Below are 21,791 nucleotides of genomic sequence, written 5' to 3' on the forward strand. Positions count from 1 at the left end.
GCATGAGTACGGTGGACGAGGAGCGAGGGGTGACGGCCGGCGCGGGCGAACTCCCGGGCCGCGGCTCGGACTTCCTGCAGCTCGCGGCCGGTGACGTGCCCGTCGGCGGGAAGGCCGAGTGGCTGGCCGGACGGCTGCGGCAGGCGATAGCGGACGGCCGTCTGGCGGTGGGCAGCAGGCTCCCGCCCACCCGGGTGCTGGCCACCGAACTGCATGTCTCCCGCGGCGTGATCACCGAGGCCTACCGCCGCCTCGCCGAGGACGGCCACCTGGAGGGCCGCCGCCGCGGGGGCACGGTGGTGGTGGCGGCACCGTTCGCTCCGACCCGGGACACCCATGGCGGCGGGGCTCAGGCACGGGGCGCCCGCGGCGGCGGGGCTCCGGGAGGTGGCGTACCGCCGGAGGGCCCCGGGGATGCCGCACTCGGCAGGCCGCCGGCCGGGCCGTCAGCGACACCGCCCGCCGCCCCGTCCGGGACGCCGGGGACCGGCATGTCCGGCACCGTACGGCGAGGCGCGTCCGGCGGCTTCTCTCGCGGGCCGTCCGGGGCCGCCCCCGCTCTCGTCCCCGCACCGTCCTCTCGCGCCCCCGGTACGCAGAGCCCGCCCCTCTTCCCCCGTGCACCCCGCCCCCCGCGCCCGGCCGCCGCCCGCGCGCACCCCACCGCACCTGCGACGCCGTTCCTCCGGGCGCCCGGTGCCGATGTCTTCGACGCGTTGCGGGAGGCACCGGCCGACGTCGACCTCACACCCGGGCGGCCTGATCTCGCCGCCTTTCCGCGCACCGCCTGGCTGCGTGCCGAACGTGCCGTGCTCGCGGAGCTGTCCGCCGAGCACCTCGGGTACGGCGACCCCCGTGGCGCTCCCGCGCTGCGGCGGGCCGTCGCCGACTGGCTCGCGCGGATGCGGGGCGTTCGGGTGGAGCCGGACGAGGTGCTGATCGTGGCGGGCACGGCCCAGGCGCTCACGCTGCTGCACCAGGTGCTGCGGGCGGACGGCATCGACGCCGTCGCGGTGGAGGACCCCGGCTCGCTCGGCGGGCGCCAGCATCTGCGCAACGGGGGGCTCGACACCCCGCCGGTGCCGGTCGACGGGGACGGGGTGCGCGTGGACGCCTTGCGCGCGACCGGCGCCGGCGCGGTGCTGCTCACGCCGGCCCACCAGTTCCCGACCGGCGTGGTGACCAGCGGCGAGCGCCGGCGTGAGCTGCTGGGGTGGGCACGCGAGGGCGGGCTGATCCTGGAGGACGACTACGACGCGGAGCACCGCTACGACCGGCCGCCGGTCCCCGCGCTGCGGGCGCTGCTGGCCGACCGGGTGTGCTACATGGGCAGCGTGTCGAAGCTGCTCGCTCCGGCGCTGCGCATCGGCTGGCTGGTGGCCCCGCCCCGCTACCGCACGGACCTGGTCGACGCCAAGCGGTTCAACGACCTGGGCAACGCGATGCTGCCGCAGTTGGTGCTCGCCGGGCTGATGAGGTCCGGTGGGCTGGAGCGGCACCTGCGGCTGTTGCGGCGGCGGCACCGTGACCGCCGCGACGCGATGATCGCCGCCCTCGCCGAGCATCTGCCCGGCGGGACCGTGCACGGCGCCGCGGCGGGCCTGCATCTGACGGTCACGTACACCGCCGACGTACCCGACACCGAGCTCGCCGCCGCCGCGCTGGACCGGGGCGTGAAGTGCCAACCGCTTTCCTGGCACCGGCAGTTGCCGGGCCGGCCCGGCCTCGTCCTCGGCTACGCGGCCACCGCCCCGGGTGTCATCGCCGAGGGCGTGGCCCTGCTCGGCCGGACCCTGCGCGAGCTGTCCGGCCCTCCGGGTCGCTGACGCGGATCCGGCCCGGTCGGCCGGTCCTGGCCGGAGGTGGTGTCGTGGCATCGTGCGGCCGCCCTGCTGCGCCTGGCCAGAGTGGTGGGTCATTGGCCCATCGCCGTGCGGGTCGCGGTGAGCAGTTCCGGGAGGCCGGGGGGCTTGAGGACGCTGTAGTGGTCGCCGTTCAGGTGGACGACCGTGGGCGGCCGGGTCGAGTACGCGGCGTGGGACTCGACGAAGGAGTAGTCGTCTCCTCGGGCCTTGAAGAGGTTGACCGGTGCCTCCACCGTGCGCTCGGTCAGCTCGTGGAAGGTGTAGTCGAACTCGTAGGTGAGGCCGACGATGCGGGTGATGCGGCGGATCGTGTCCTCGTCGAGGGACGGCAGCAGATCGTGGACGTGGGCGACGAAGGTGTCCTCGTCCTGGGTCCGGGCCAGGCAGGCGTCCACGGCGGGGCCGTGGATCGTGCCGGCGAAGACGGAGAAGAGGATCGTGACGTACGCCGGGTCGTCGTACGACGCCCGTCGGACGGGGGCGCGGCCGTCCTCCTGGTGGACCTTGGGGTTGCCCGGGCAGATCAGGAACAGGTGCTCGACCTTCTCGCCGGTCTGCTCCAGCTGCCAGGCCGTCTCGAAGGCGGTCCGGGCGCCGAAGGAGTAGCCCCACAGGGTGTAGGGGCCGCTCGGCTGGATGCGGCGGATCTCCGCGAGGTCCGCGGCGGCCATCTCGCGGATGGTGTGGTACGGGGTCTCGCCGGCGTTGATGCCGTGCGCCTGGATGCCGTAGAACGGGCGGTCCAGGCCGGCCCCCTGGCCCAGCAGGCGCAGGTTCATCGGGTAGCCGCCGAGGCCGGGCCAGCAGAAGACCGGGGCGAAGCCGCCCTCCTTGGCCAGGGGAATCATCCGGGAGACCCGGGTCGTCGCGTGGTCGTCCATCCGCGCGGCCAGATCCCGCAGCCTGGGTGTCTCGAAGAGGACCTGGAGCGGCAGACGGGTGCCGCGGAGCTTGTTGATCCGGTTGACCAGGGCCACGGCGCTCAGCGAGTTGCCGCCGCAGGCGAAGAACTCGTCCTCGCCCGACACGTTCTGGTACCTGAGCGTCGCGCCCCAGACGTCCGCCAGCCACTGCTCGGTCGGCGTGGCCGGTGCCACGTACACCCCGGGCCGCCGGGTGGCGGCCACCTCGGGCGAGACGGCCAGGGCCTTGCGGTCGACCTTGCCGTTGGCCGTCAGCGGCAGCGCGTCGAGGACGACGACGCGGCTCGGGAGCATGAAGTCCGGCAGGGCGCGGGCCAGTTCGTCGCGGATCATCTCCGCGGGGCCCTTGGTGTGCACGGCGTCCTCGTGCATGCCCTCGTCGGCCACCTGGGCGTCGCTGACCCGGCCGCCGAGGAAGAAGTACGACGGGCCGCCGGGGATTCCGGCGGAGCCGAGGATGTCGCCCAGGCGGAGGGCGCTGGGCAGCGGATGCCCGGACCGGGAGGAGTAGCCGGAGGACATGAAGCCGAAGCCCGGGGTGCGCTGGAGGTGGTGCAGGCGGGTGCCGAGGGCGATGTACTGCAGCCAGGGCTCGGCGGCCCGGCTGACCGCGCTGATGCCGAAGCTCGCGCGGGCGTACACACCCTGGTTGATGGCGATGACGTGCCGGATCTCGATCAGCTCGTCGCCGATGGGTTCCAGCGTCCCTTCGCGGTAGCGGTACTGACCTCCGGGCAGGCCCTCGACGCGGGCGGGGTGGGCCTGGACGTACAGCTCGGTGGGGTCGTGGCGGGGGCGGCCGTGGTTCGCGGTGATCTCGAAGGTGCCGAGGTAGTGGTCTTCCCCGGCGACGTCCAGGTCGTCCTTGACCGGTGTGAAGTGGCCGAGCGGGGCGATGGTCAGGCCGTGGGCGGGCAGTACCTCCTCGAACACGCCCACCATGTGCCCGGTCTCGAGTTCCAGCACTTCCTGGATGTTGGTCGTGTAGACGGGTTCGATCGCGCGCCGCTTGCCGAGGAAGTGCACCAGCAGCCCGCCGTCCGGGCAGTGGCCGGTGCCGTCGCCGACGCGGACCAGAGAGTGGTCGACCGGGTGGTAGTAGTGCACACCGGGCGCCAGGCCCGCGACGCCGCCGGACTCGACGTACAACTGAGTGGCGTACAGGGCGCCCGGTGAGGCGTAGGAGTACTTCGGCAGCAGCCTTTCCTCGCTGCGGAACTGGCCGAACCAGCGCAGGATCCGGCCCAGTTCGGCCGGTGCCAGCGCGCTCAGCGGGCGGGAGTGTGCGGGGACCGGCCGGGGTGCGAGCAGGTCGAGGAGGTCCTCGCGGGTGACCGGGCCGCCGTCGTAGAAGCGGTACGTCTTGCGCGCGAAGGCCTCCCGGCGCTGCTCGGGGGTCTCCGCGTGGCCCGGCAGGGCGATGGCGGGGCGGCCCGCGAGTTCTGCCGGCTCGCGCAGGCCCGGGTTGGACAGCTGCGCCCTGACCTGGAGTTTGGACGCCTTGGACTGGTGGTGGGCGCCGTGTGTGCCCTGGTCCATGACGGCCGCCGTTCGGGGGTCCAGCTCGACGCACGCGACCAGGGCCGGATGGCCGGTGCGCGGGTCGTCGGTGACGATCGCGGCGGCGCGGCGCACCCAGTTGTGCTCCTCGATGCGCGAGGCCACCTCCTCCGGCTCCACGCGGCAGCCGTGCAGCTTGACCTGGTTGTCGGCGCGGCCCGCGAACTGCAGGGTGCCGTCCGGGTTCCGCAGGCACACGTCACCGGTGCGGTACAGGCGCTCGCCCGGCTCGAACGGCGAGTCGACGAAGCGCTCCCGGGTCTGCTCGGGGCAGCCCAGGTAACCGCGGGCCAGTTGGGCGCCGCCCAGATACAGTTCGCCGGCCACGCCGGTGCCGACCGGTGTCAGGTTCTCGTCCAGGACGTGCGCCGAGACGCCGGTCACGGGCACGCCGATGGGCACGGTGCAGGTGGTGCCGCCGTCGAGGGCCGCGGGGTCGACCTCGTGGAAGGTGGCGTTGATGGTGGTCTCGGTCGGCCCGTAGAGGTTGACCAGGGACACGCCCGGCAGCGCGTGGAAGAAGTCACGGGCCAGCCTGTGGGTGAGCGCCTCGCCGCCGGAGAAGACTCGCCGCAGCGAGGTGCAGGAGGAGAACTCCTCGGTGTCCAGCAGCGCCTGGAGCAGCGTGGGCACGCACTGCAGGTGGGTGACGCCGTGGCTGCGCACGGCCTCCACGACGGCCTGCGGGTCCCGGTGGATGCCCCGGGCGCCCATGACGACGTGGGCTCCGGCGGCCGGGGCGAGGATCTCCCACTGTGCGGCGTCGAAGCTCATGGGCGTCTTCTGCAGGATGGTGACCTGCGGTCCGAGATGGCCACGGGAGCCGAGCCAGCGGAGCTGGCTGAGGATGGCCCGGTTCTCGATCCCCACGCCCTTGGGCCGGCCGGTGCTGCCCGAGGTGTAGATGACGTAGGCGAGATGGCCGGGCTGCCGGTCGCAGGCGGCGCGGTCGCCCGGGTCCGGCGCCGGCTCGGCCGGCGTGAGCACCACAACACCCCGCGGGGCGACGGCCGTCAGCCGCTCGCCCAGGTGTTCCTGCGTCACGATGACGCAGGCCCCGGAGTCCTCGATCATGTGGCGCAGCCGCTCCTCGGGGTAGTCCGGGGACAGCGGCAGATAGGCGGCGCCCGCGCCGAGGATGCCCCACACCCCGGTCATCAGGTCCAGGGACGGCTCGGTGAACAGCCCGACGCAGGTGTCGGGGCCGACGCCGAGCCGGGCGAGACGGGCCCCGAGGTCCCGGCTGTGCCGGTCGAGTTCGCGGTAACTGAGCCGCCTGTCGCGGAAGGTGACCGCCGTGGCCTCCGGGCGCAGGGCGGCCTGACGGGCCAGCAGATCGGGCAGGCACCGGCCCGTGAGGGGCGTGCCGGACATCAGTGCGCTCGCAGTCTTCATAGCATCGTCCCCGCGTCGTTGTGCTCGTTGACTGGCCACGGCGGGCGTGGGGCGGGGGCTCCTGAAGATCTTCCGAGCGCGTGGGGGCCCGGGACGGCACATGTGCGGGAGGTGTTCGGGAACGGCGACCGACTGCATCGGGATCGGTCACGACCACCCGCTCGGCCGCGCATCCCAGGAGCGGGAACCGCGCAACCCGTGACACCTGTGAAGGACCGGCCACCGTGACGAGGAGTGCTCTCGTCCCCGGAAAGGTCCGTCGGAACTCGCTCAACGCCTCCGTTCTGGCCACCGTGCGCCGGCTGCCGGCCGTGCGGCGGACGGGGGCGAGTACGACATCGACACCCTGTCGGTAGAGCGACTCCCACTGTACGGCCGGGACGTCGAACAGGCATGTGGAACCGACGGGGCCAGGGGACTCGTGCGGACTGCGGACGTGCTCCGCGTCGGCACACCCTCCTCGTACGACGGCGAGTTGCCGGGCGTCGTCATGCGGACCGGTGGACGATGCCTTGGTCGGGCCACAACCCGAGGTGCGTCAGCGAAGTTGCGCGGCGAACGCCTCGTACGCCCGGTCGTCGAAGAGGACGAACCGGACCTCCTCGACCGCCGTGTCCGTGGTCCGCACGGTCTCCACCGCGATCCGTGCGGCGTCTTCCAACGGCCAGCCGTAGATACCGGCGGAGACGGCGGGAAACGCGACCGTACGAGCACCGAGTTCGTCCGCGACCCGCAGGGACTCCCGATAGCAGGAGGCCAGCAGCTCCGACCGGTCCTCCTCTCGGGTGAACCGGGGACCCACCGTGTGGATGACCCAGCGGGCGTCGAGTTCACCCGCCGTCGTGGCGACCGCCTGGCCGGTGGGCAGGCCCTTGCCGTAGCCGGAGGCGCGCAGGGCGCGGCACTCCTCGAGGATGGCGGGGCCACCGCGCCGGTGGATCGCGCCGTCGACTCCTCCCCCGCCGAGGAGGGAGGAGTTGGCCGCGTTGACGATCGCGTCGGCGCTCTGCCGGGTGATGTCGCCCTGGGCGAGCGTGATGGTGGTCATGTCTGCCTCAGTCTTCGCCATACGGCCTTGGCCGCGTTGTGCCCCGACATGCCGTGCACGCCGGGGCCCGGCGGGGTGGCCGAGGAGCAGATGAAGACGGCCGGATGAGGGGTGTGGTAGGGGAACAGGGACAGTCTGGGGCGCAACAGCAGCTGGAGTCCGGACGCCGCGCCGCAGGCGATGTCGCCGCCGACGTAGTTGGCGTTGTGGGCGGCCAGCTCGGCGGGGCCGGCGACGGCGCGGGCGAGGACGCGGTCGCGGAAACCGGGGGCGAAGCGCTCCAGCTGGCGTTCCATGGCGTCGGTGAGATCGCCGGACCAGCCGTTCGGCACATGGCCGTACGCCCAGAAGACCTGCTTGCCCTCGGGGGCGCGGGTCGGGTCGACGATGCTGGGCTGCACGGTGATCAGGAACGGCCGGCCGGGGGCACGGCCCTCGCGGGAGGCGGCGCGCAGGGCCGTGGAGATCTCGGCCTTGCTCGCGCCGATCTGCACGGTCGTGGCGGCGCGGGCCTCGGGCGCGGTCCAGGGCACGGGACCGTCCAGGGCGTAGTCGATCTTGAAGACGCTCGGGCCGTAGCGGTAGTGCGCGTACGTGTCGCCGAAACCGGCGATGCGGGCCAGCGCGGTGGGCGAGGTGTCGAAGACGTACGCCCGCGCGGGCGGCAGGTCGTCCAGCCGCTTGACCTCGTAGTCGGTGTGCACGGCGCCGCCGAGGTCCTTCAGGTACGCGGCGAGGGCGTCGGAGATGGCCTGGGAGCCGCCGCGGGGCACCGGCCAGCCGCGGGCGTGGGCGGACAGGGCGAAGACCAGGCCGACGGCGCCGGTGGCCAGGCCGCTGAGCGGCGCGATCACATGGGCGACCAGGCCGGCGAACAGGGCCTTGGCCCGCTCGTCCTTGAAGCGGCGCAGCAGCCAGGTGGACGGCGGCAGCCCGGCCAGGCCGAAGCGGGCCAGGGTGACGGGGTCGCGCGGGAGCGCGGTGAGCGGCAGGGACATGAAGTCCCGCACGAGGGTGTCCCAGTGGGCGAGGAACGGCTCGACCAGTCTTCGGTACGCGCCCGCGTCCCGTGGCCCGAAGGAGGCGGCGGTCTCGGCCACCGAGCGGGACAACACGGCCGCGGTGCCGTCGGGGAAGGGATGCGCCATCGGCAGCTCGGAGTGCAGCCACTCGAGGCCGTAACGGTCGAGGGGCAGGGCGCGGAACGCCGGTGAGTTGATGCCGAGGGGGTGGGCGGCCGAGCACGGGTCGTGCCGGAAGCCGGGCAGGGTCAGTTCCTCGGTACGGGCGCCACCGCCCACGGTGGACTTCGCCTCGAACAGCGCGACGGAGAAGCCGCGACGGGCCAGCTCCACGGCAGCGGTCAGTCCGTTCGGTCCCGCACCCACCACGACCGCATCGAGCATCGACGGCACCTTCGGACCCCTTCGTCAGCCGATGGCCACTCGGGGTCAGGATATGCCGGATGACTGACATTCTTTCGGGCCGGGTGGCCCGGCGGCGGTGGGCGGGCCGGTGCCGGGGGCCGGGCCGGCCGGTGCCGGGTGGGGTGGCGCCGGGGGCCGTGCCGGGTGGCCGGGGCCCCGTTGCCGGGTGCGGGTCCGTCGTGGCTCGTCGCTCCCCCGGGTTCCCGGCTTCACTCGAACGGCGGTGCCCCCGTCACGGCGGAATCCGCACAGGGACACAGCTCCGCGCCCCTGAGGCCGGGCGCGCCTAGCGGCTTCACGCCCCCGCGCGCAGCAGCCCTGCCACCCGGCGGGCGGTCGCGGCGTCCCGGGCCGCGGTGAAGGGCAGTGCGTTGCCGCCTGTCACGCGGAACGGCTCGCCGTCGCGGGTGAGATGGGCGCCGCCCGCCTCCTCGACCAGGAGCAGCCCGGCCGCGTGGTCCCAGGCCGCCTCCCAGGAGAATGCTACGCAGTCCAACTCGCCCCGGGCGATGGCGAGATACTCCAGGCCCGCCGAACCGCAGGGGCGGGGGGCGAGGCCGTCGGTCCACAGGACGCTCAGGGCGCGCTTCTCCTCGTCGGTGGTGTAGTCCGGGTGCGACGTGGCGACGACGAGGTCCCGGCCGGGCGCGGGTCGGCCCGCGAAGAGCCGCTCGCCGTCGAGGAAGGCCCCCTGACCGCGGACCGCGGTGGCCAGCCGGTCGTGCGCCGCGGCGTAGGTCCAGGAGGCGAGGACGACGCCCCGGTGGGCGAGGGCGACCAGGGTGCAGAACCCGTCGTCGCCGTGCACGAACTGGCGGGTGCCGTCGACCGGGTCGACGATCCAGACCGGTGCGTCGCCCTGGAGCGCCGCGTAGGTCGCCGGGTCGGCGTGCACCGCCTCCTCGCCGACCACGACCGAGCCGGGCAGCAGCGCGCCGAGGTCCGAGGTCAGCCGCAGCTCGGCGAGCCGGTCGGCGTCCGTCACCAGGTCGTGGGGGCCGCTCTTCTGGTCCACCTCGTGCTCGGCGAGGCGGCGGAAGCGCGGCAGGATCTCGGCCGCGGCGGCCTTGCGGACCGCCTCTTCCACGTCGGCCGAGCAGCGGGTGAGAAACTCGTCGATGGTTTCCGTCATTGCTTCGATCATGCCCTCCATGAGACCACGTCCCCCTGACAATCCCCGCCCGCCCGGTGCACAGCGGGTGGAATCGGGATGAAGAACGGGTGCCGGACGATCACTCAGCGGCCCACCGCGTACCCCTGCATCCCGCGCGGGTTCGCCGCCGCCGACAGCACGCCGGTCTCCGGGTCCCGGGCCACCGCGCACAGGCGCCCCTCGGACCAGGCGGGGCCGACGGTGACGTCGTGGCCGCGCCGACGCAGCTCCTCGATCACGTCCTCGTGCATGCGGGCCTCCACGGTCACGCTGCCGGGGCGGCGGCCGCGCGGGTGGAAGGAGCTGGGAAAGCTGTCGTTGTGCCAGTTCGGGGCGTCGATGGCGCCCTGGAGGTCGAGGCCGCCGCGGACCGGGGCGCGCAGGGCGGCGGCGAGGAAGAAGTGCAGCTGCCACTGGTCCTGCTGGTCGCCGCCGGGGGTGCCGAACGCCAGGACCGGCACGCCGTCGCGCAGGGCGAGGGACGGGGTGAGGGTGGTGCGCGGGCGGCGGCCCGGGGTGAGGGAGTTCGGCAGCCCCTCCTCCAGCCAGGTCATCTGCAGGCGCGTGCCGAGCGGGAAGCCCAGCTCGGGCACGACCGGGTTGGACTGCAGCCAGCCCCCGCTGGGCGTGGCCGCGATCATGTTGCCCCAGCGGTCGACGACGTCCAGGTGGCAGGTGTCGCCGCGGGTCGTGCCGTCGGCGGCCACCTGCTCGCCGGGGAGCTGGGCGAACGTCGGCTCACCGGCGCCCATCGGGTCGAAGCCGCGGTCGGCGCCGGTCTCCACGCGCGCGTACGCCTGTGCCGGCAGCCGCGGGGCCCGTCCGCCGGGGCTGCCGGGCCGCAGCTCCCAGGAGGCCTTGGCGCCGACCAGGGCCCGCCGCCCGGCGTTGTAGCCGTCCGACAGCAGCTCGGCGACCGGCACCTCGGCCGCGTCCCCGTACCAGGCCTCGCGGTCGGCCATGGCGAGCTTGCAGCCCTCGATCAGCAGGTGGACGTACTCGGCGGAGCCGTAGGCGGGCAGCTCGGCCGGGAGCAGGGCGAGCTGCTGGAGGAGGGCGGGGCCCTGGCTCCAGGGGCCCGCCTTGCACACGGTCCAGCCGTTCCAGTCGTAGGTCACCGGGGTCTCGTAGCGCGCCGACCAGTCGGCGAGGTCGGCCTCGGTGAGCGTGCCGGTGTGCCGTGCGCCGCTGGTGTCCGTCGTGGGCCGCCGCGACTGCCGTACCAGGGCCTCGGCGACGAACCCGGAGCGCCACACCTCGCGCGCGGCGTCGATCCGGGTCTCCCGGTCGCCGCTGCCCGCGGTCTCGGCGAGCAGCCGCCTCCAGGTGGCGGCGAGGGCAGGATTGCGGAAACGCTCACCGGGCCGGGGAGCCCGCCCACCGGGCAGGTAGATCTCCGCCGAGGAGGTCCACTCGGTCTCGAACAGCTCCCGTACGGTCTCCACCGTCGCGCCGAGCCTCTCCACGGGCGCGTGCCCGTGCTCGGCGTATCCGACGGCGTACTTCAGCACGTCGTCCAGGCACTTCGTGCCGTGGTCGCGCAGGAGCAGCAGCCAGGCGTCGAAGGCGCCGGGCACGGCGGCGGCGAGCGGCCCGGTGCCGGGTACGAGGTCCAGTCCGAGCCCCCGGTAGTGGGCGACGGACGCCCCGGCCGGGGCCACGCCCTGCCCGCACAGCACGCGCACCTCGCCGCCGGCCGGCGCGAGCAGGATCGGCACCTCGCCGGCCGGCCCGTTGAGGTGCGGCTCCACCACGTGCAGCACGAACGCCCCCGCCACGGCGGCGTCGAAGGCGTTGCCGCCGTCCTCCAGGACCGCCATCGCCGACTGGGAGGCCAGCCAGTGGGTGGAGGAGACCATGCCGTACGTCCCTTGAAGAGTGGGGCGCGTCGTGAAATGCATCTCTCCTCCGTCGGCTGCCCGAACCCCAAGCCTCCCCCTCCGCCTCCGCCTCCGCCCGGAAACGACGTCCCGCCGGGGCCCGGCTCGATGTGTGGAAGAGTCGGACGCCGTTGCCCGCGCCGGCCCTACGGATCAGGAGTCGTTCCATGTCTGACGAGATCACGCTGCGCCCCGTGACCGCCGACGATCTCGACCTGTTCGAGAGGGAGTTCAACGGGCCGGAGGGGACCGGCCCGTACCAGTGGTTCGGCTTCGGCTCAGCGGCCGGCCTGCGCCGGCAGTTCGCGGAGACCGGCCTGCTCGGCCCCGACGGCGGCGTGCTGTCCGTGGCGGAGGCGGGCCGGACGGTGGGCCGGGTCGAGTGGTTCGCCGGCGCCTGGGGGCGGCCCGCCACCTCCACCTGCTGGACCCTGGGGATCGGCCTGATACCGGCCGCGCACGGCCGCGGCATAGGCACCCGGGCCCAGCGCCTGCTCGCCGAGTACCTCTTCGACCACACCCGGGCCGAACGGCTCCAGGCCTGGACGGACTGCGCCAACCTCGCCGAGCAGCGCGCGCTGGAGAAGGCGGGCTTCGTCAGGGAGGGCGTGCTGCGCTCGGCACAGTGGCGCGGCGGCCGGTGGCACGATCAGGTGATCTTCTCCATGCTCCGCACGGAGCGGCCAGGCGGCGAACCGCGGTGAGCGCGGGTCGCCGGCCCCATCGACTCGAGGGGCAAAACAGGCGGAACGGGACGTCGTGAGCGGGCCGTCGTAACCGGACGCGCACGCTGCGAGTTTCCGCTTCCGCCGCACAGGGAGTCGTGTGACACTGGCGTCCCACATCCACCATGCGGACCCCTGCCGTACCCCCTCCCCCACACGAGAAGTGCGCCGTGCGTTCTCTTCCTCTGCCGCTCGCCCTCACCGCGCGGATCTCGCCGGTCGCGGTCCTCGCCTGTGCCGGCTGGGCGCTGACCTCCGGTCCGGCCGCGTCCTCGGCCGCCGCGGGGCACGACGCGGCCCAGAAGACGTCCACCCAGTCCGCCTCCTCTTCCTCCTCCGACCCGTCCTCCGCCACGGCGGCGAAGGCGTACAGCACCGCGCCCTCCCCCTGCACCAGCGTGCCCGCGGCGACCGTGAAGTCCCTGGTGCCGGGCGCGAACACGACCGGCAAGGAGATCCCCTCGACGGACACCAAGCTGCGCCGCACCTGCTCCTGGAACGCGCTGAAGGGCTACGACTACCGCTGGCTGGACGTGTCGTTCGAGATCAGCGGGTCGGACCAGGAGGCGACGCAGGAGTACCAGCAGCGGGTGCAGGAGAAGAGCGGCGGCGGGGCCGTGCCGGGGCTCGGAAACAGCGCCTACTCCGTCGTGAACCTCACCACGCAGGACAAGCAGCAGACGCGCGAGGGCGTGGTGCTGGTCCGGGTGTCCAACGCCCTCGTGATCGTCACCTACAACGGCAGCAACTTCGACACGAAGAAGGCACCCGGCACGGACGAGATCAACAAGGGGGCCATCCAGGCGGCACGGGCGGCGGTGGGCGCGCTCGGGGGCGGGCAGTCGCAGTCGGCCTCCGGCTGACCGCCCCCGACTCCGCTACGCCGTCGCCTCCCTGCGGCCGGTCAGCAGCGTGAGGGCCAGATAGAGCACCAGGGAGGTGCCGAGGCCCACCGCCCAGCCGTAGTCGGCGAGGGAGGACAGCGCGGGGATGGGGCGGCCGTCGATCAGGGGTTTGAAGCTGGCACCGCCGACCGCGAGGACACCGCCCGCGACGAACGCCACGACCGCCCGCCAGTTCCAGCCGGCCGCGTACCAGTAGCGGCCGCCGGTGCGGTACAGGTCGGCGAGGTCGAGGCGGGTGCGGCGCAGCAGCCAGTAGTCGGCGACGAGGATGCCCGCGACGGTGCCGAGCAGACCGCCGACCAGGCCGAGCCAGGTGAAGATGTAGCCCTGCGGGTCGGAGTACAGCTTCCAGGGGAAGATCAGGACGGCGAGGACGGCGGTGATCAGGGCCCCGGTGCGGAAACTCACCTTCCGCGGCGCCACGTTGGAGAAGTCGAACGCCGGGGAGACCAGGTTGGCCGCGATGTTCACGGAGAGGGTGGCCACGAGGACCGTCACGAGCGCGTAGAGCAGGCCGACCACGTTGTCCGTCTTCGCCGCCAGCTGGACCGGGTCCCAGACCGGCTTGCCGTACACCGCCTGCGAGCCGGAGGTGACCAGGACGGACAGGAACGCGAAGAGGGTCATCGTCGTCGGGAGGCCGAGGGCCTGGCCCCAGGTCTGGGCCCGCTGGCTCCTGCCGTAGCGGGTGAAGTCCGGGATGTTCAGCGACAGGGTCGACCAGAAGCCGATCATGCCCATCAGGGACGGCCAGAACAGCTTCCAGAAGTCCGCGCCCCAGCCGAGCTTCGACGGCTGGTCGAACAGCGGGCCGACGCCGCCCGCCTTGCTGCTCATCCACCACAGCATCACGAACGCGCCGACGAGCACGAAGGGCGCGGCCCAGTTCTCGAACCGGCGGATGGTCTCCATGCCGCGGTGGATGATCGCGACCTGGATGACCCAGAAGATCGCGAACGACAGCCACATGGTCCAGGCGTAGCCACCGACGTGCGCCGCGTTCGACCAGCTGTCGCCGATCAGTTTGCCGGCGAGGAAGTAGATCGCCTCGCCGCCGATCCAGGTCTGGATGCCGAACCAGCCGCAGGCCACCAACGCCCGTACGACGGCAGGGAGGTTGGCCCCGCGCACCCCGAAGGAGGCGCGGGCGAAGACCGGGAAGGGGATGCCGTACTTCGGGCCGGCGTGTCCGGTCAGCAGCATCGGCACCAGCACGATCAGGTTGGCGAGGGCGATGGTGAACACCGCCTGCTTCCAGTCCATGCCGACGGCGATCAGGCCGGAGGCCAGCGTCCAGGAGGCCGTGTTGTGGGCCATGCCGACCCACAGGGCGGAGAAGTTGTACGTGGTCCAGGTGCGCTTCTCGGCCGGGACCGGGAGCAGGTCCGTGTTGGCGTACGGACCGCTGGGCGGCGGAGTACCAGGAGCGAGTTCCACGCGCCCGTCGGGGAGGGTGACTTGGCCGGACAGGGGTATGGCCGTGGGAGCGGTGTCGGTCATGGGCTGGCCAATCGGGGTGAGGTGGGTCTGGAGAGGCCGTGCGGGCACCAGCCCCCTCCCCGGGGAGGTGGGGAGGGGAGACCAAGAGGGGCGGTGGGGGGCTCGAACTGCGGGGTTTGGATCAGGCGTTGATGGCCGGGATCACCTTCGTGCCGTAGGCGTCGATGGTGGCTTCCTGCGCGTCGTGCATGTCGTACACCGCGAACTGGTCGACGCCCAGCGCGCGGAGTGCGGTCAGTTTCTCGATGTGCTTCTCGGCGGGCCCGACGACGCAGAACCGGTCGACGATCTCGTCGGGCACGAACGCGGTGTCGGGGTTGTCGGCCCGTCCGTGGTGGGAGTAGTCGTACCCTTCACGGGCTTTGATGTAGTCGGTGAGTTCCTCGGGGACCTGGGCGGAGTGCTCGCCGTACTTGGCGACCAGGTCGGCGACGTGGTTGCCGACCATGCCGCCGAACCAGCGGCACTGTTCGCGGGCGTGCGCCAGGGCCTCGGGCGAGTCGTCGGCGGTGACGTACGCGGGGGCCGCCACGCAGATGGTGACCTCGGACGGGTCGCGTCCGGCGGCTGCGGCGGCGTCCTTCACCGCCTTCACCATGTACTCGGTCAGATACAGGTCGGACAGCTGGAGGATGAACCCGTCGGCCTCCTCACCGGTCATCTTCAGCGCCTTCGGGCCGTACGCGGCCATCCAGACGGGGAGCCGGGCGCCCTCCTTGATCCACGGGAAGCGGATCTTCGTGCCGCCGAGGTCGGCCTCCTCGCCGCTGCCCAGCGCCCGGATGACCTTCATCGCCTCGCTGATGCGCGCGAGCGTGTTGGGTTTGCGGCCCGCGACCCGCATCGCGGAGTCGCCGCGGCCGATGCCGCAGACGGTGCGGTTGCCGAACATGTCGTTGAGGGTGGCGAAGGTGGAGGCGGTGACCTCCCAGGTGCGGGTGCCCGGGTTGGTGACCATCGGGCCGACCTTCAGCTTCGAGGTGTTGGCCAGGATCTGGCTGTAGATCACGAACGGCTCCTGCCAGAGCACGGCGGAGTCGAAGGTCCAGCCGTACGTGAAACCGTTGCGCTCGGCCCGTTTCATCAGGCTGACGACACGGGAGGCCGGCGGGTCGGTCTGCAGGACGAGTCCGAAGTCCATGGGCGCTGCTCCTAGTTGAGGTACTGACAGGTGGAGCGCGGGGTGAAGGCGCCGTGCCCGGTGTGCCCGGTGTACTCCCGCTCGCTGATGACGACTTCGCCGCGCGAGAGCACGGTCTCGACCCGGCCGGTGGTGCGCTTGCCCTCGTAGGCCGAGTAGTCGACGTTCATGTGGTGGGTCTCGGCCGACATGACCTGCTCGGCGTGCGGGTCGTAGATCACGATGTCGGCGTCGGCGCCCGGGGCGATGGTGCCCTTCTTCGGGTACAGCCCGAACATCCGGGCCGGGGTCGCGCAGGCGATCTCGATCCAGCGGCGGCGGGAGATGTGCCCGTCGACGACGGCCTGGTGGAGCAGGTCCATACGGTTCTCCACGCCCGGCAGGCCGTTGGGGATCTTGGAGAAGTCGCCGCGGCCCAGTTCCTTCTGGCCGGTGAAGCAGAAGGGGCAGTGGTCGGTGGAGACGACCTGCAGGTCGTTGGTGCGCAGTCCCTGCCACAGCTTGGCCTGGTGTTCGCGCGGCCGCAGGGGCGTCGAGCACACGTACTTCGCGCCCTCGAAGTCCGGCTCGGCGAGGTTGTCGGTGGACAGGAACAGGTACTGCGGGCAGGTCTCGCCGAAGACGTTCAGCCCCTCGTCCCGGGCCCGGGCCAGCTCGGCCACCGCCTCCATGGCCGAGACGTGCACGACGTACAGCGGGGCGCCCGCGACCTGGGCGAGTCGGATGGCGCGGTGGGTGGCCTCGGCCTCCAGCAGGGCCCTGCGGACCTCGCCGTGGTAGCGCGGGTCGGTCTCGCCCCGCGCGAGGGCCTGCCCGACCAGGACGTCGATGGCGATGCCGTTCTCGGCGTGCATCATGATCAGCCCGCCGTTCTCGGCGGAGCGCTGCATGGCACGCAGGATCTGGCCGTCGTCGGAGTAGAAGACCCCGGGGTACGCCATGAACTGCTTGAAGGAGGTCACGCCTTCCTCGATCAGGAGGTCCATCTCCTTGAGCGTCTCGTCGTTCACATCGGAGACGATCATGTGGAAGGCGTAGTCGATCGCGCAGTTGCCCTCGGCCTTGGCGTGCCAGGTGTCCAGGCCCTCGCGCAGGCTGTGCCCGACGCTCTGCACCGCGAAGTCGACGATGGTCGTCGTACCGCCCCAGGCGGCGGCGCGGGTGCCGGTCTCGAAGGTGTCGGAGGCGAAGGTGCCACCGAAGGGCAGTTCCATGTGGGTGTGCGCGTCGACGCCGCCCGGGATGACGTACTTGCCGGCCGCGTCGATGACCTTCTCGGCGGTGAACGCCTCGGCGGCGGGGGTGCCGGAGGCGGCGAGGGCGGCGACACGGCCGTCCTCGATCAGGACGTCGGCGTGGATCTCGTCCGAGGCGGTGATGACGAGACCCCCACGGATGACGGTACGGCTGCTCATGCTGCTCCCTCGGTCAACAGTCGGTCAGGGTGCGGTCAGCGGCGTGTACGCCCCCGGTGCCCGGTCCCGGTAGAACTGCCAGCGGTCCCGGACCTCGCGGAGTTTCGCCAGGTCCAGGTCGCGGACGACCAGTTCGGTCTCCTTGTCGCTCGCGACCTCGCCGACGAACTGGGCCTCGGGGTCCACGAAGTAGGTCGTGCCGTAGAAGTCGTTGTCTCCCAGGTCCTCCACGCCGACCCGGTTGATCGCGCCGACGAAGTACTCGTTGGCGACGGCCGCCGCCGGCTGCTCCAGCTGCCAGAGGTAGCGGGACAGGCCGCGCGAGGTGGCGGAGGGGTTGAAGACGATCTCGGCCCCGGCGAGACCCAACGCCCGCCAGCCTTCGGGGAAGTGGCGGTCGTAGCAGATGTAGACGCCGATCCGGCCGACGGCCGTGTCGAAGACGGGCCAGCCGCTGTTGCCCGGGCGGAAGTAGAACTTCTCCCAGAATCCCCGCACTTGGGGGATGTGGGTCTTGCGGTACTTGCCGAGGTAGGAGCCGTCCGCGTCGATCACGGCGGCGGTGTTGTACAGCACGCCCGGCTGCTCCTCCTCGTACATCGGCAGCACGAGGACGATGCCCAGCTCGCGGGCGAGGGACTGGAAGCGCCGCACGGTCGGGCCCTCGGGGATCCGCTCGGCGTACTCGTAGAAGGCCTTGTCCTGGACCTGGCAGAAGTAGGGGCCGTAGAACAGCTCCTGGAAGCAGAGGACCTGGGCGCCCTGAGCGGCCGCGTCGCGCGCCGCCTGTTCGTGGACCTGGATCATGGATTCCTTGTCGCCGGTCCACGCGGTCTGGAACAGGGCGGCACGGATCACTCGGCTCATCGGGACCTCCGGTAGCTCGGTGTGCCGTGAGCGTAGAAAGCCCGCGCGGGCGGTTCGACGGGCAGCGTGTCACGTCTGCGGGCGCCCGGCGTGCCACCGTGTCACGTCTGCCAAGTCCCATGTTTCACCGCCGTTTTCCCAGGTCGTCGCATGTTTCACCCCTGTTGCGCGTCGTGCGCGAGGAGCGCGATGTGTACGGAGGCCGCCTGTTCGAAGTCGTCCAGGTCGACGCCGAGGCGGGTCTGTATGGCCTCCAGGCGGCGGTAGAGGGCGGGCCGGGAGACATGGTGGAGCTGGGCGGTGCGGGACTTGTTCCGGCCGGTGGCGAGATAGGTCCGCAGGACGTTCAGCAGCTCCGGTTCGGACGTGCACAGCAGGCCGTCCAGTTCCCGCTCGGCGAAGGACTGCACCTGCGGGTCGTCGCGCAGCAGCCGGACCAGTCCGCGCAGGTGGACGTCCTTGAGGCGGACCACGGCCGGCAGGTCGAGGGCGGCCGAGGAGTCGGCGACGGCGTCGGCGACATGCCGGGCCTCGCGCAGTCCGGCGGGCACGTCGTCCCAGCCGGTACGGGGGGCGCTGGCTGCGACCAGGGCCTGTGACCCGGCGCGCAGCCGGGCCGCGAAGTGCGCGGTGAGGGCCTCGGCGTCCTGGTCGCGGGCGAGGCTGAGCAGCACGGCGGCCCGGCCGTCGTCGAGTTCGGCGACCAGCCCGGACATCCCCAACAGGCGTAGTACCCGGTCGAGTTCGTCCGGGGCGCGGCCGAGGACGACGAGCGGCACGAAGGTGCGCCGGTTGACCGGCAGCCCCGCCGCACGCGCCCTGGGCAGCAGCCGGCCCGCCGGTACGACCCCGGAGAGCAGGTCGGTGAGGAGGCTCTGGGCGGACTCCTCCTCCCAGGAGTGCGCGGAGCCGCCGCCGAGCATGCGGTGCAGGACCAGCGCCTCGGCGGCCCGGTCGGCGAGCAGCCGCCCGGTGGCCGCCTCGCCCCGGTAACCGCACAGCAGGAGCCGGCCCCAGCGCTCCCCGCGGCCGCCGAGCTCGGCGCTGATCCAGCCGCCGTCCGCGCCGGCGGAGGCCTGCCGGGCGACCCGTTCCCAGTCGCGCAGCACGTCGTCCACCGCGGACCGCTCGCCCGCCGTGGCGAGGACGCGGTGGGCGAGGTTGGTGACGACGACCGGGCAGCCGCTGTGCCGGGCGACCTCGTCGAGCAGGCGCTGCAGCGGCGCGCCGGCCGTGATCAGGGCGGTGAGTTCGGTCCGTACGGTCTCCGAGAGGCTGACGGCGGCGAACTTCCGCCGTACCAGCCGGGACTGGACCTCCTCGGTGAGCTCGGCGAACGGGAACGGCCGGTGCAGGACGACCATCGGCAGTCCGCACCGCTCGGCGGCCCGGCGCATCACCTCCGGCGGCGTGGGGAAGGCCCGCCCGAGGCCGAGCACGACGGCGGAGGCCTCCGCCCGGTGCAGCGACTGGATGTACTCGGCCTGCCGGGCCTCGTCGCCGGCCAGGAGCACCCCGGTGGTGAGCACCATCTCGCCGCCGCTGAGCATCACCCCGACGTCGGCGGCCTCGGCGACATGCACCCAGCGCACCGGCCGGTCGAGCTGACCGGCACCGGCCACCACCTCGGGCTCCCCGGCGAGCACCCGCTCCAGGGTGAGCACCTGGCGGACGGAGAGCGCGGGTTCCCAGCCGTACCGGGATTCCAGGGTGGTGGTCATGGCCGTACACCGTTCTCTAGTACGTACTCCTGAGCGCCCGTTCCAGGATCGCCGCGCCCTCCTCGGCCTCCGCCACGGTGAGCGACAGCGGTGGGGCGATGCGCAGGGCGCTGGTGTCGTGGCCGCCGCCCTTGCCGATGAGCAGCCCGCCCTCGCGGGCCGCCTCCAGCACGGCGGCGGCCGCCTGCGGATCGGCCTCGTCCGTGCCCGGCCTGACCAGCTCGATGCCGATCATCAGCCCGCGGCCGCGCACCTCCCGGACTCCCGGCAGCTGGGCGGCGACGGCCCGCAGCCGCTCGATGAGCAGGCCGCCGACCCGGCGGGCGTTGCCCTGCAGGTCGTGCTCCAGCAGATACGTCAGGTTCGCCAGCCCGGCGGCCATGGTGAGCTGGGTGCCGCCGAACGTCGAAATGCTGTTGGCGTCCAGGCAGTTCATGATCTCGGCGCGGGCGATCACCCCGCCGATCGAGGAGCCGTTGCCGATGCCCTTGGCGAAGGTGACGATGTCCGGCGGGCCGCTGCGCGCATGCGCCTGCCAGCCCCAGAAGTGCTCGCCGGTACGGCCCCAGCCGGTCTGCACCTCGTCGGCGATCCACAGGATGCCGCGCTCCTCCAGGACCTCGCGGAAGGCGGCGTAGAGCCCGTCGGGCGGGGAGGTGAACCCGCCGACACCCTGGATCGGCTCGGCGATCAGCGCGGCGGGCGGGCGGGTGTGCCCGAGGATGTCCCTGAGGTCGGCGACGCAGGCGTCGATGAACCCGCGGTCGTCCAGCTCGGCGAAGGGACCCCGGGTGCGCACCCCGCCGTGCACGTACAGGGTCTGCAGCGGGGACAGCGAGGTCGGCGACCAACTGCGGTTGCCGGTGATGCCGACGGTGCTGAAGGAGCGGCCGTGGTAGCTGTTGCGCATCGCCAGGATCGTGTTGCTGCGCCGGTAGGCGGTGGCGAGCAGCAGGGCGGTGTCGTTGGCCTCGGTGCCGGAGGTGGTGAAGAAGACCCGGGCGTCCGGGATGCCGCTCACCTGGGCGATGCGCTCGGCGAGTTCGACCATCGGCCGGTTGAGGTAGAGGGTCGAGGAGTGGATGATCCGCCCGGCCTGCTCGGCGACCGCCTTGGTCACCTCGGGCAGCGCGTGCGCGGTCATGGTCGTCAGGATCCCGCCGAAGAAGTCCAGGTACCTGTTGCCGGCGGAGTCCCAGACGTGGCGGCCCTCGCCGTGGGTGATCTCGATCGGCTCGTCGTAGTAGAGGGCGAGCCAGTCGGGCATGACCTGGCGGTGGCGGGAGTAGAGGTCGTTCACGGCTGCACCAGTCCTTCGTAGGCGTCGGGGCGGCGGTCGCGGTAGAAGGCCCACTGCTGCCGCACTTCCTCGATCAGGTCGAAATCGAGGTCACGGACGAGGAGTTCCTCGGACTTGTCGCTCGCGACCTCGCCGACGAACTGCCCACGGGGATCGACGAAGTAACTGGTCCCGTAGAAGTCGTTGTCGCCGTACTCCTCCTGCCCCACCCGGTTGATGGCGGCGACGAAGTACTCGTTGGCGACGGCGGCCGCCGGCTGCTCCAGCTGCCACAGATGGGCGGAGAGTCCGCGGTGCGTGGCCGACGGGTTGTAGACCAACTGGGCGCCGTTGAGGCCGAGTTGCCGCCAGCCCTCCGGGAAGTGCCGGTCGTAGCAGATGTAGACGCCGACCTTGCCCACCGCGGTGTCGAAGACCGGCCATCCGAGATTGCCGGGCTTGAAGTAGTACTTCTCCCAGAAGCCCTTGACCTGCGGGATGTGGTGCTTGCGGTACTTGCCGAGGTAGGTCCCGTCGGCGTCGATCACGGCGGCGGTGTTGTAGTAGAAGCCGGACTGCTCGACCTCGAAGACCGGGACCACGACGACCATGCCGGTCTCGCGCGCGAGCTCCTGCATCCGCCGCACGGTCGGCCCGTCGGGCACCGGCTCGGCCCAGCGGTAGTGCTCCGGCTCCTGGACCTGGCAGAAGTAGGGCGAGTTGAAGACCTCCTGGAACCCGATGACCCCGGCACCCTGCCGGGCCGCCGCACGGGCGTGCTCCTCGTGTTTCGCCACCATGGACTCGGTGTCGCCGGTCCAGGTGGCCTGGACCAGGGCGGCTCGTACGACGTTGGCCATGAGCTGCTCCTTCGACGGGACCGTCAGAGCCTCTACGCCCGTAGAGCAGGCGGTAGAGGGACGAAAGTAAGCCTCCGGGAGGCCCTTGCCAAGACCATCGTCGTCAACCCGCTGAGTCGATCACGTT

At 72.3% G+C, this 21,791-nt stretch carries 15 protein-coding genes; 3 read left to right on the forward strand and 12 right to left on the reverse strand.

Annotated elements, in window-relative coordinates:
- Positions 1–134 precede the first annotated feature (134 nt).
- A complete protein-coding gene (locus tag ACFYZB_RS37200; protein WP_388766052.1) occupies positions 135–1,826 on the forward strand; it encodes a PLP-dependent aminotransferase family protein in 1,692 nt (563 codons plus the stop codon).
- Positions 1,827–1,915: 89 nt separating this feature from the next.
- On the opposite strand, the gene ACFYZB_RS37205 is transcribed toward ACFYZB_RS37200, so the two are convergent.
- The 5 genes from ACFYZB_RS37205 to ACFYZB_RS37225 all read right to left on the reverse strand — a co-directional run bounded on the left by ACFYZB_RS37205 (position 1,916) and on the right by ACFYZB_RS37225 (position 11,272).
- The gene (locus ACFYZB_RS37205) at positions 1,916–5,743 is read right to left on the reverse strand and encodes an amino acid adenylation domain-containing protein (RefSeq protein WP_388766016.1); all 3,828 of its coding nucleotides are present in this window, start codon (positions 5,741–5,743) and stop codon (positions 1,916–1,918) included.
- 538 nt (positions 5,744–6,281) lie between these two features.
- Positions 6,282–6,791 (reverse strand): O-acetyl-ADP-ribose deacetylase, encoded by a 510-nt coding sequence (locus ACFYZB_RS37210; protein WP_388766017.1) that lies wholly within the window; start codon positions 6,789–6,791, stop codon positions 6,282–6,284.
- Positions 6,788–8,206, reverse strand: a complete 1,419-nt coding sequence (locus ACFYZB_RS37215) for an NAD(P)/FAD-dependent oxidoreductase (protein ID WP_351214653.1) — start codon at positions 8,204–8,206, stop codon at positions 6,788–6,790. The genes ACFYZB_RS37210 and ACFYZB_RS37215 overlap by 4 nt, the downstream gene beginning before the upstream one ends.
- A gap of 307 nt (positions 8,207–8,513) precedes the next feature.
- Positions 8,514–9,362 carry an inositol monophosphatase family protein gene (locus ACFYZB_RS37220; protein WP_388766019.1) on the reverse strand — a complete coding sequence of 283 codons (849 nt, stop codon included), beginning with the start codon at positions 9,360–9,362 and terminating at the stop codon, positions 8,514–8,516.
- Positions 9,363–9,454: 92 nt separating this feature from the next.
- Entirely contained in the window at positions 9,455–11,272 is a 1,818-nt protein-coding gene (locus tag ACFYZB_RS37225) for a gamma-glutamyltransferase family protein (protein ID WP_388766022.1), read from the reverse strand.
- Positions 11,273–11,418: 146 nt separating this feature from the next.
- Here ACFYZB_RS37225 and ACFYZB_RS37230 point away from each other — a divergent pair, with 146 nt between their 5' ends.
- Positions 11,419–11,955, forward strand: a complete 537-nt coding sequence (locus ACFYZB_RS37230; protein ID WP_388766023.1) for a GNAT family N-acetyltransferase — start codon at positions 11,419–11,421, stop codon at positions 11,953–11,955.
- A gap of 191 nt (positions 11,956–12,146) precedes the next feature.
- On the forward strand, positions 12,147–12,839 hold the full coding sequence (locus tag ACFYZB_RS37235; RefSeq protein WP_388766024.1) for a hypothetical protein: 693 nt from the start codon (positions 12,147–12,149) through the stop codon (positions 12,837–12,839).
- A 15-nt stretch (positions 12,840–12,854) separates the two neighbouring features.
- On the opposite strand, the gene ACFYZB_RS37240 is transcribed toward ACFYZB_RS37235, so the two are convergent.
- The 7 genes from ACFYZB_RS37240 to ACFYZB_RS37270 form a co-directional block, all read right to left on the reverse strand.
- Positions 12,855–14,381: an NCS1 family nucleobase:cation symporter-1 gene (locus tag ACFYZB_RS37240; RefSeq protein ID WP_388766054.1), complete on the reverse strand. Its 1,527-nt coding sequence runs from the start codon at positions 14,379–14,381 to the stop codon at positions 12,855–12,857.
- A gap of 121 nt (positions 14,382–14,502) precedes the next feature.
- On the reverse strand, positions 14,503–15,522 hold the full coding sequence (locus tag ACFYZB_RS37245) for a TIGR03842 family LLM class F420-dependent oxidoreductase (protein ID WP_388766025.1): 1,020 nt from the start codon (positions 15,520–15,522) through the stop codon (positions 14,503–14,505).
- 11 nt (positions 15,523–15,533) lie between these two features.
- Positions 15,534–16,937 (reverse strand): dihydropyrimidinase, encoded by a 1,404-nt coding sequence (gene hydA / locus ACFYZB_RS37250; RefSeq protein WP_388766027.1) that lies wholly within the window; start codon positions 16,935–16,937, stop codon positions 15,534–15,536.
- A 24-nt stretch (positions 16,938–16,961) separates the two neighbouring features.
- The gene (locus ACFYZB_RS37255; RefSeq protein ID WP_351214667.1) at positions 16,962–17,804 is read right to left on the reverse strand and encodes a nitrilase-related carbon-nitrogen hydrolase; all 843 of its coding nucleotides are present in this window, start codon (positions 17,802–17,804) and stop codon (positions 16,962–16,964) included.
- Positions 17,805–17,959: 155 nt separating this feature from the next.
- The gene (locus tag ACFYZB_RS37260; protein ID WP_388766030.1) at positions 17,960–19,525 is read right to left on the reverse strand and encodes a PucR family transcriptional regulator; all 1,566 of its coding nucleotides are present in this window, start codon (positions 19,523–19,525) and stop codon (positions 17,960–17,962) included.
- 16 nt (positions 19,526–19,541) lie between these two features.
- Positions 19,542–20,792 carry an aspartate aminotransferase family protein gene (locus ACFYZB_RS37265; RefSeq protein WP_388766055.1) on the reverse strand — a complete coding sequence of 417 codons (1,251 nt, stop codon included), beginning with the start codon at positions 20,790–20,792 and terminating at the stop codon, positions 19,542–19,544.
- A 29-nt stretch (positions 20,793–20,821) separates the two neighbouring features.
- Positions 20,822–21,664, reverse strand: coding sequence for a nitrilase-related carbon-nitrogen hydrolase (locus ACFYZB_RS37270; protein WP_351214671.1), 843 nt, complete (start codon positions 21,662–21,664; stop codon positions 20,822–20,824).
- Positions 21,665–21,791: the final 127 nt, after the last annotated feature.

The sequence above is a fragment of the Streptomyces sp. NPDC001852 genome (genome assembly GCF_042891825.1).
GTDB lineage: Bacteria > Actinomycetota > Actinomycetes > Streptomycetales > Streptomycetaceae > Streptomyces.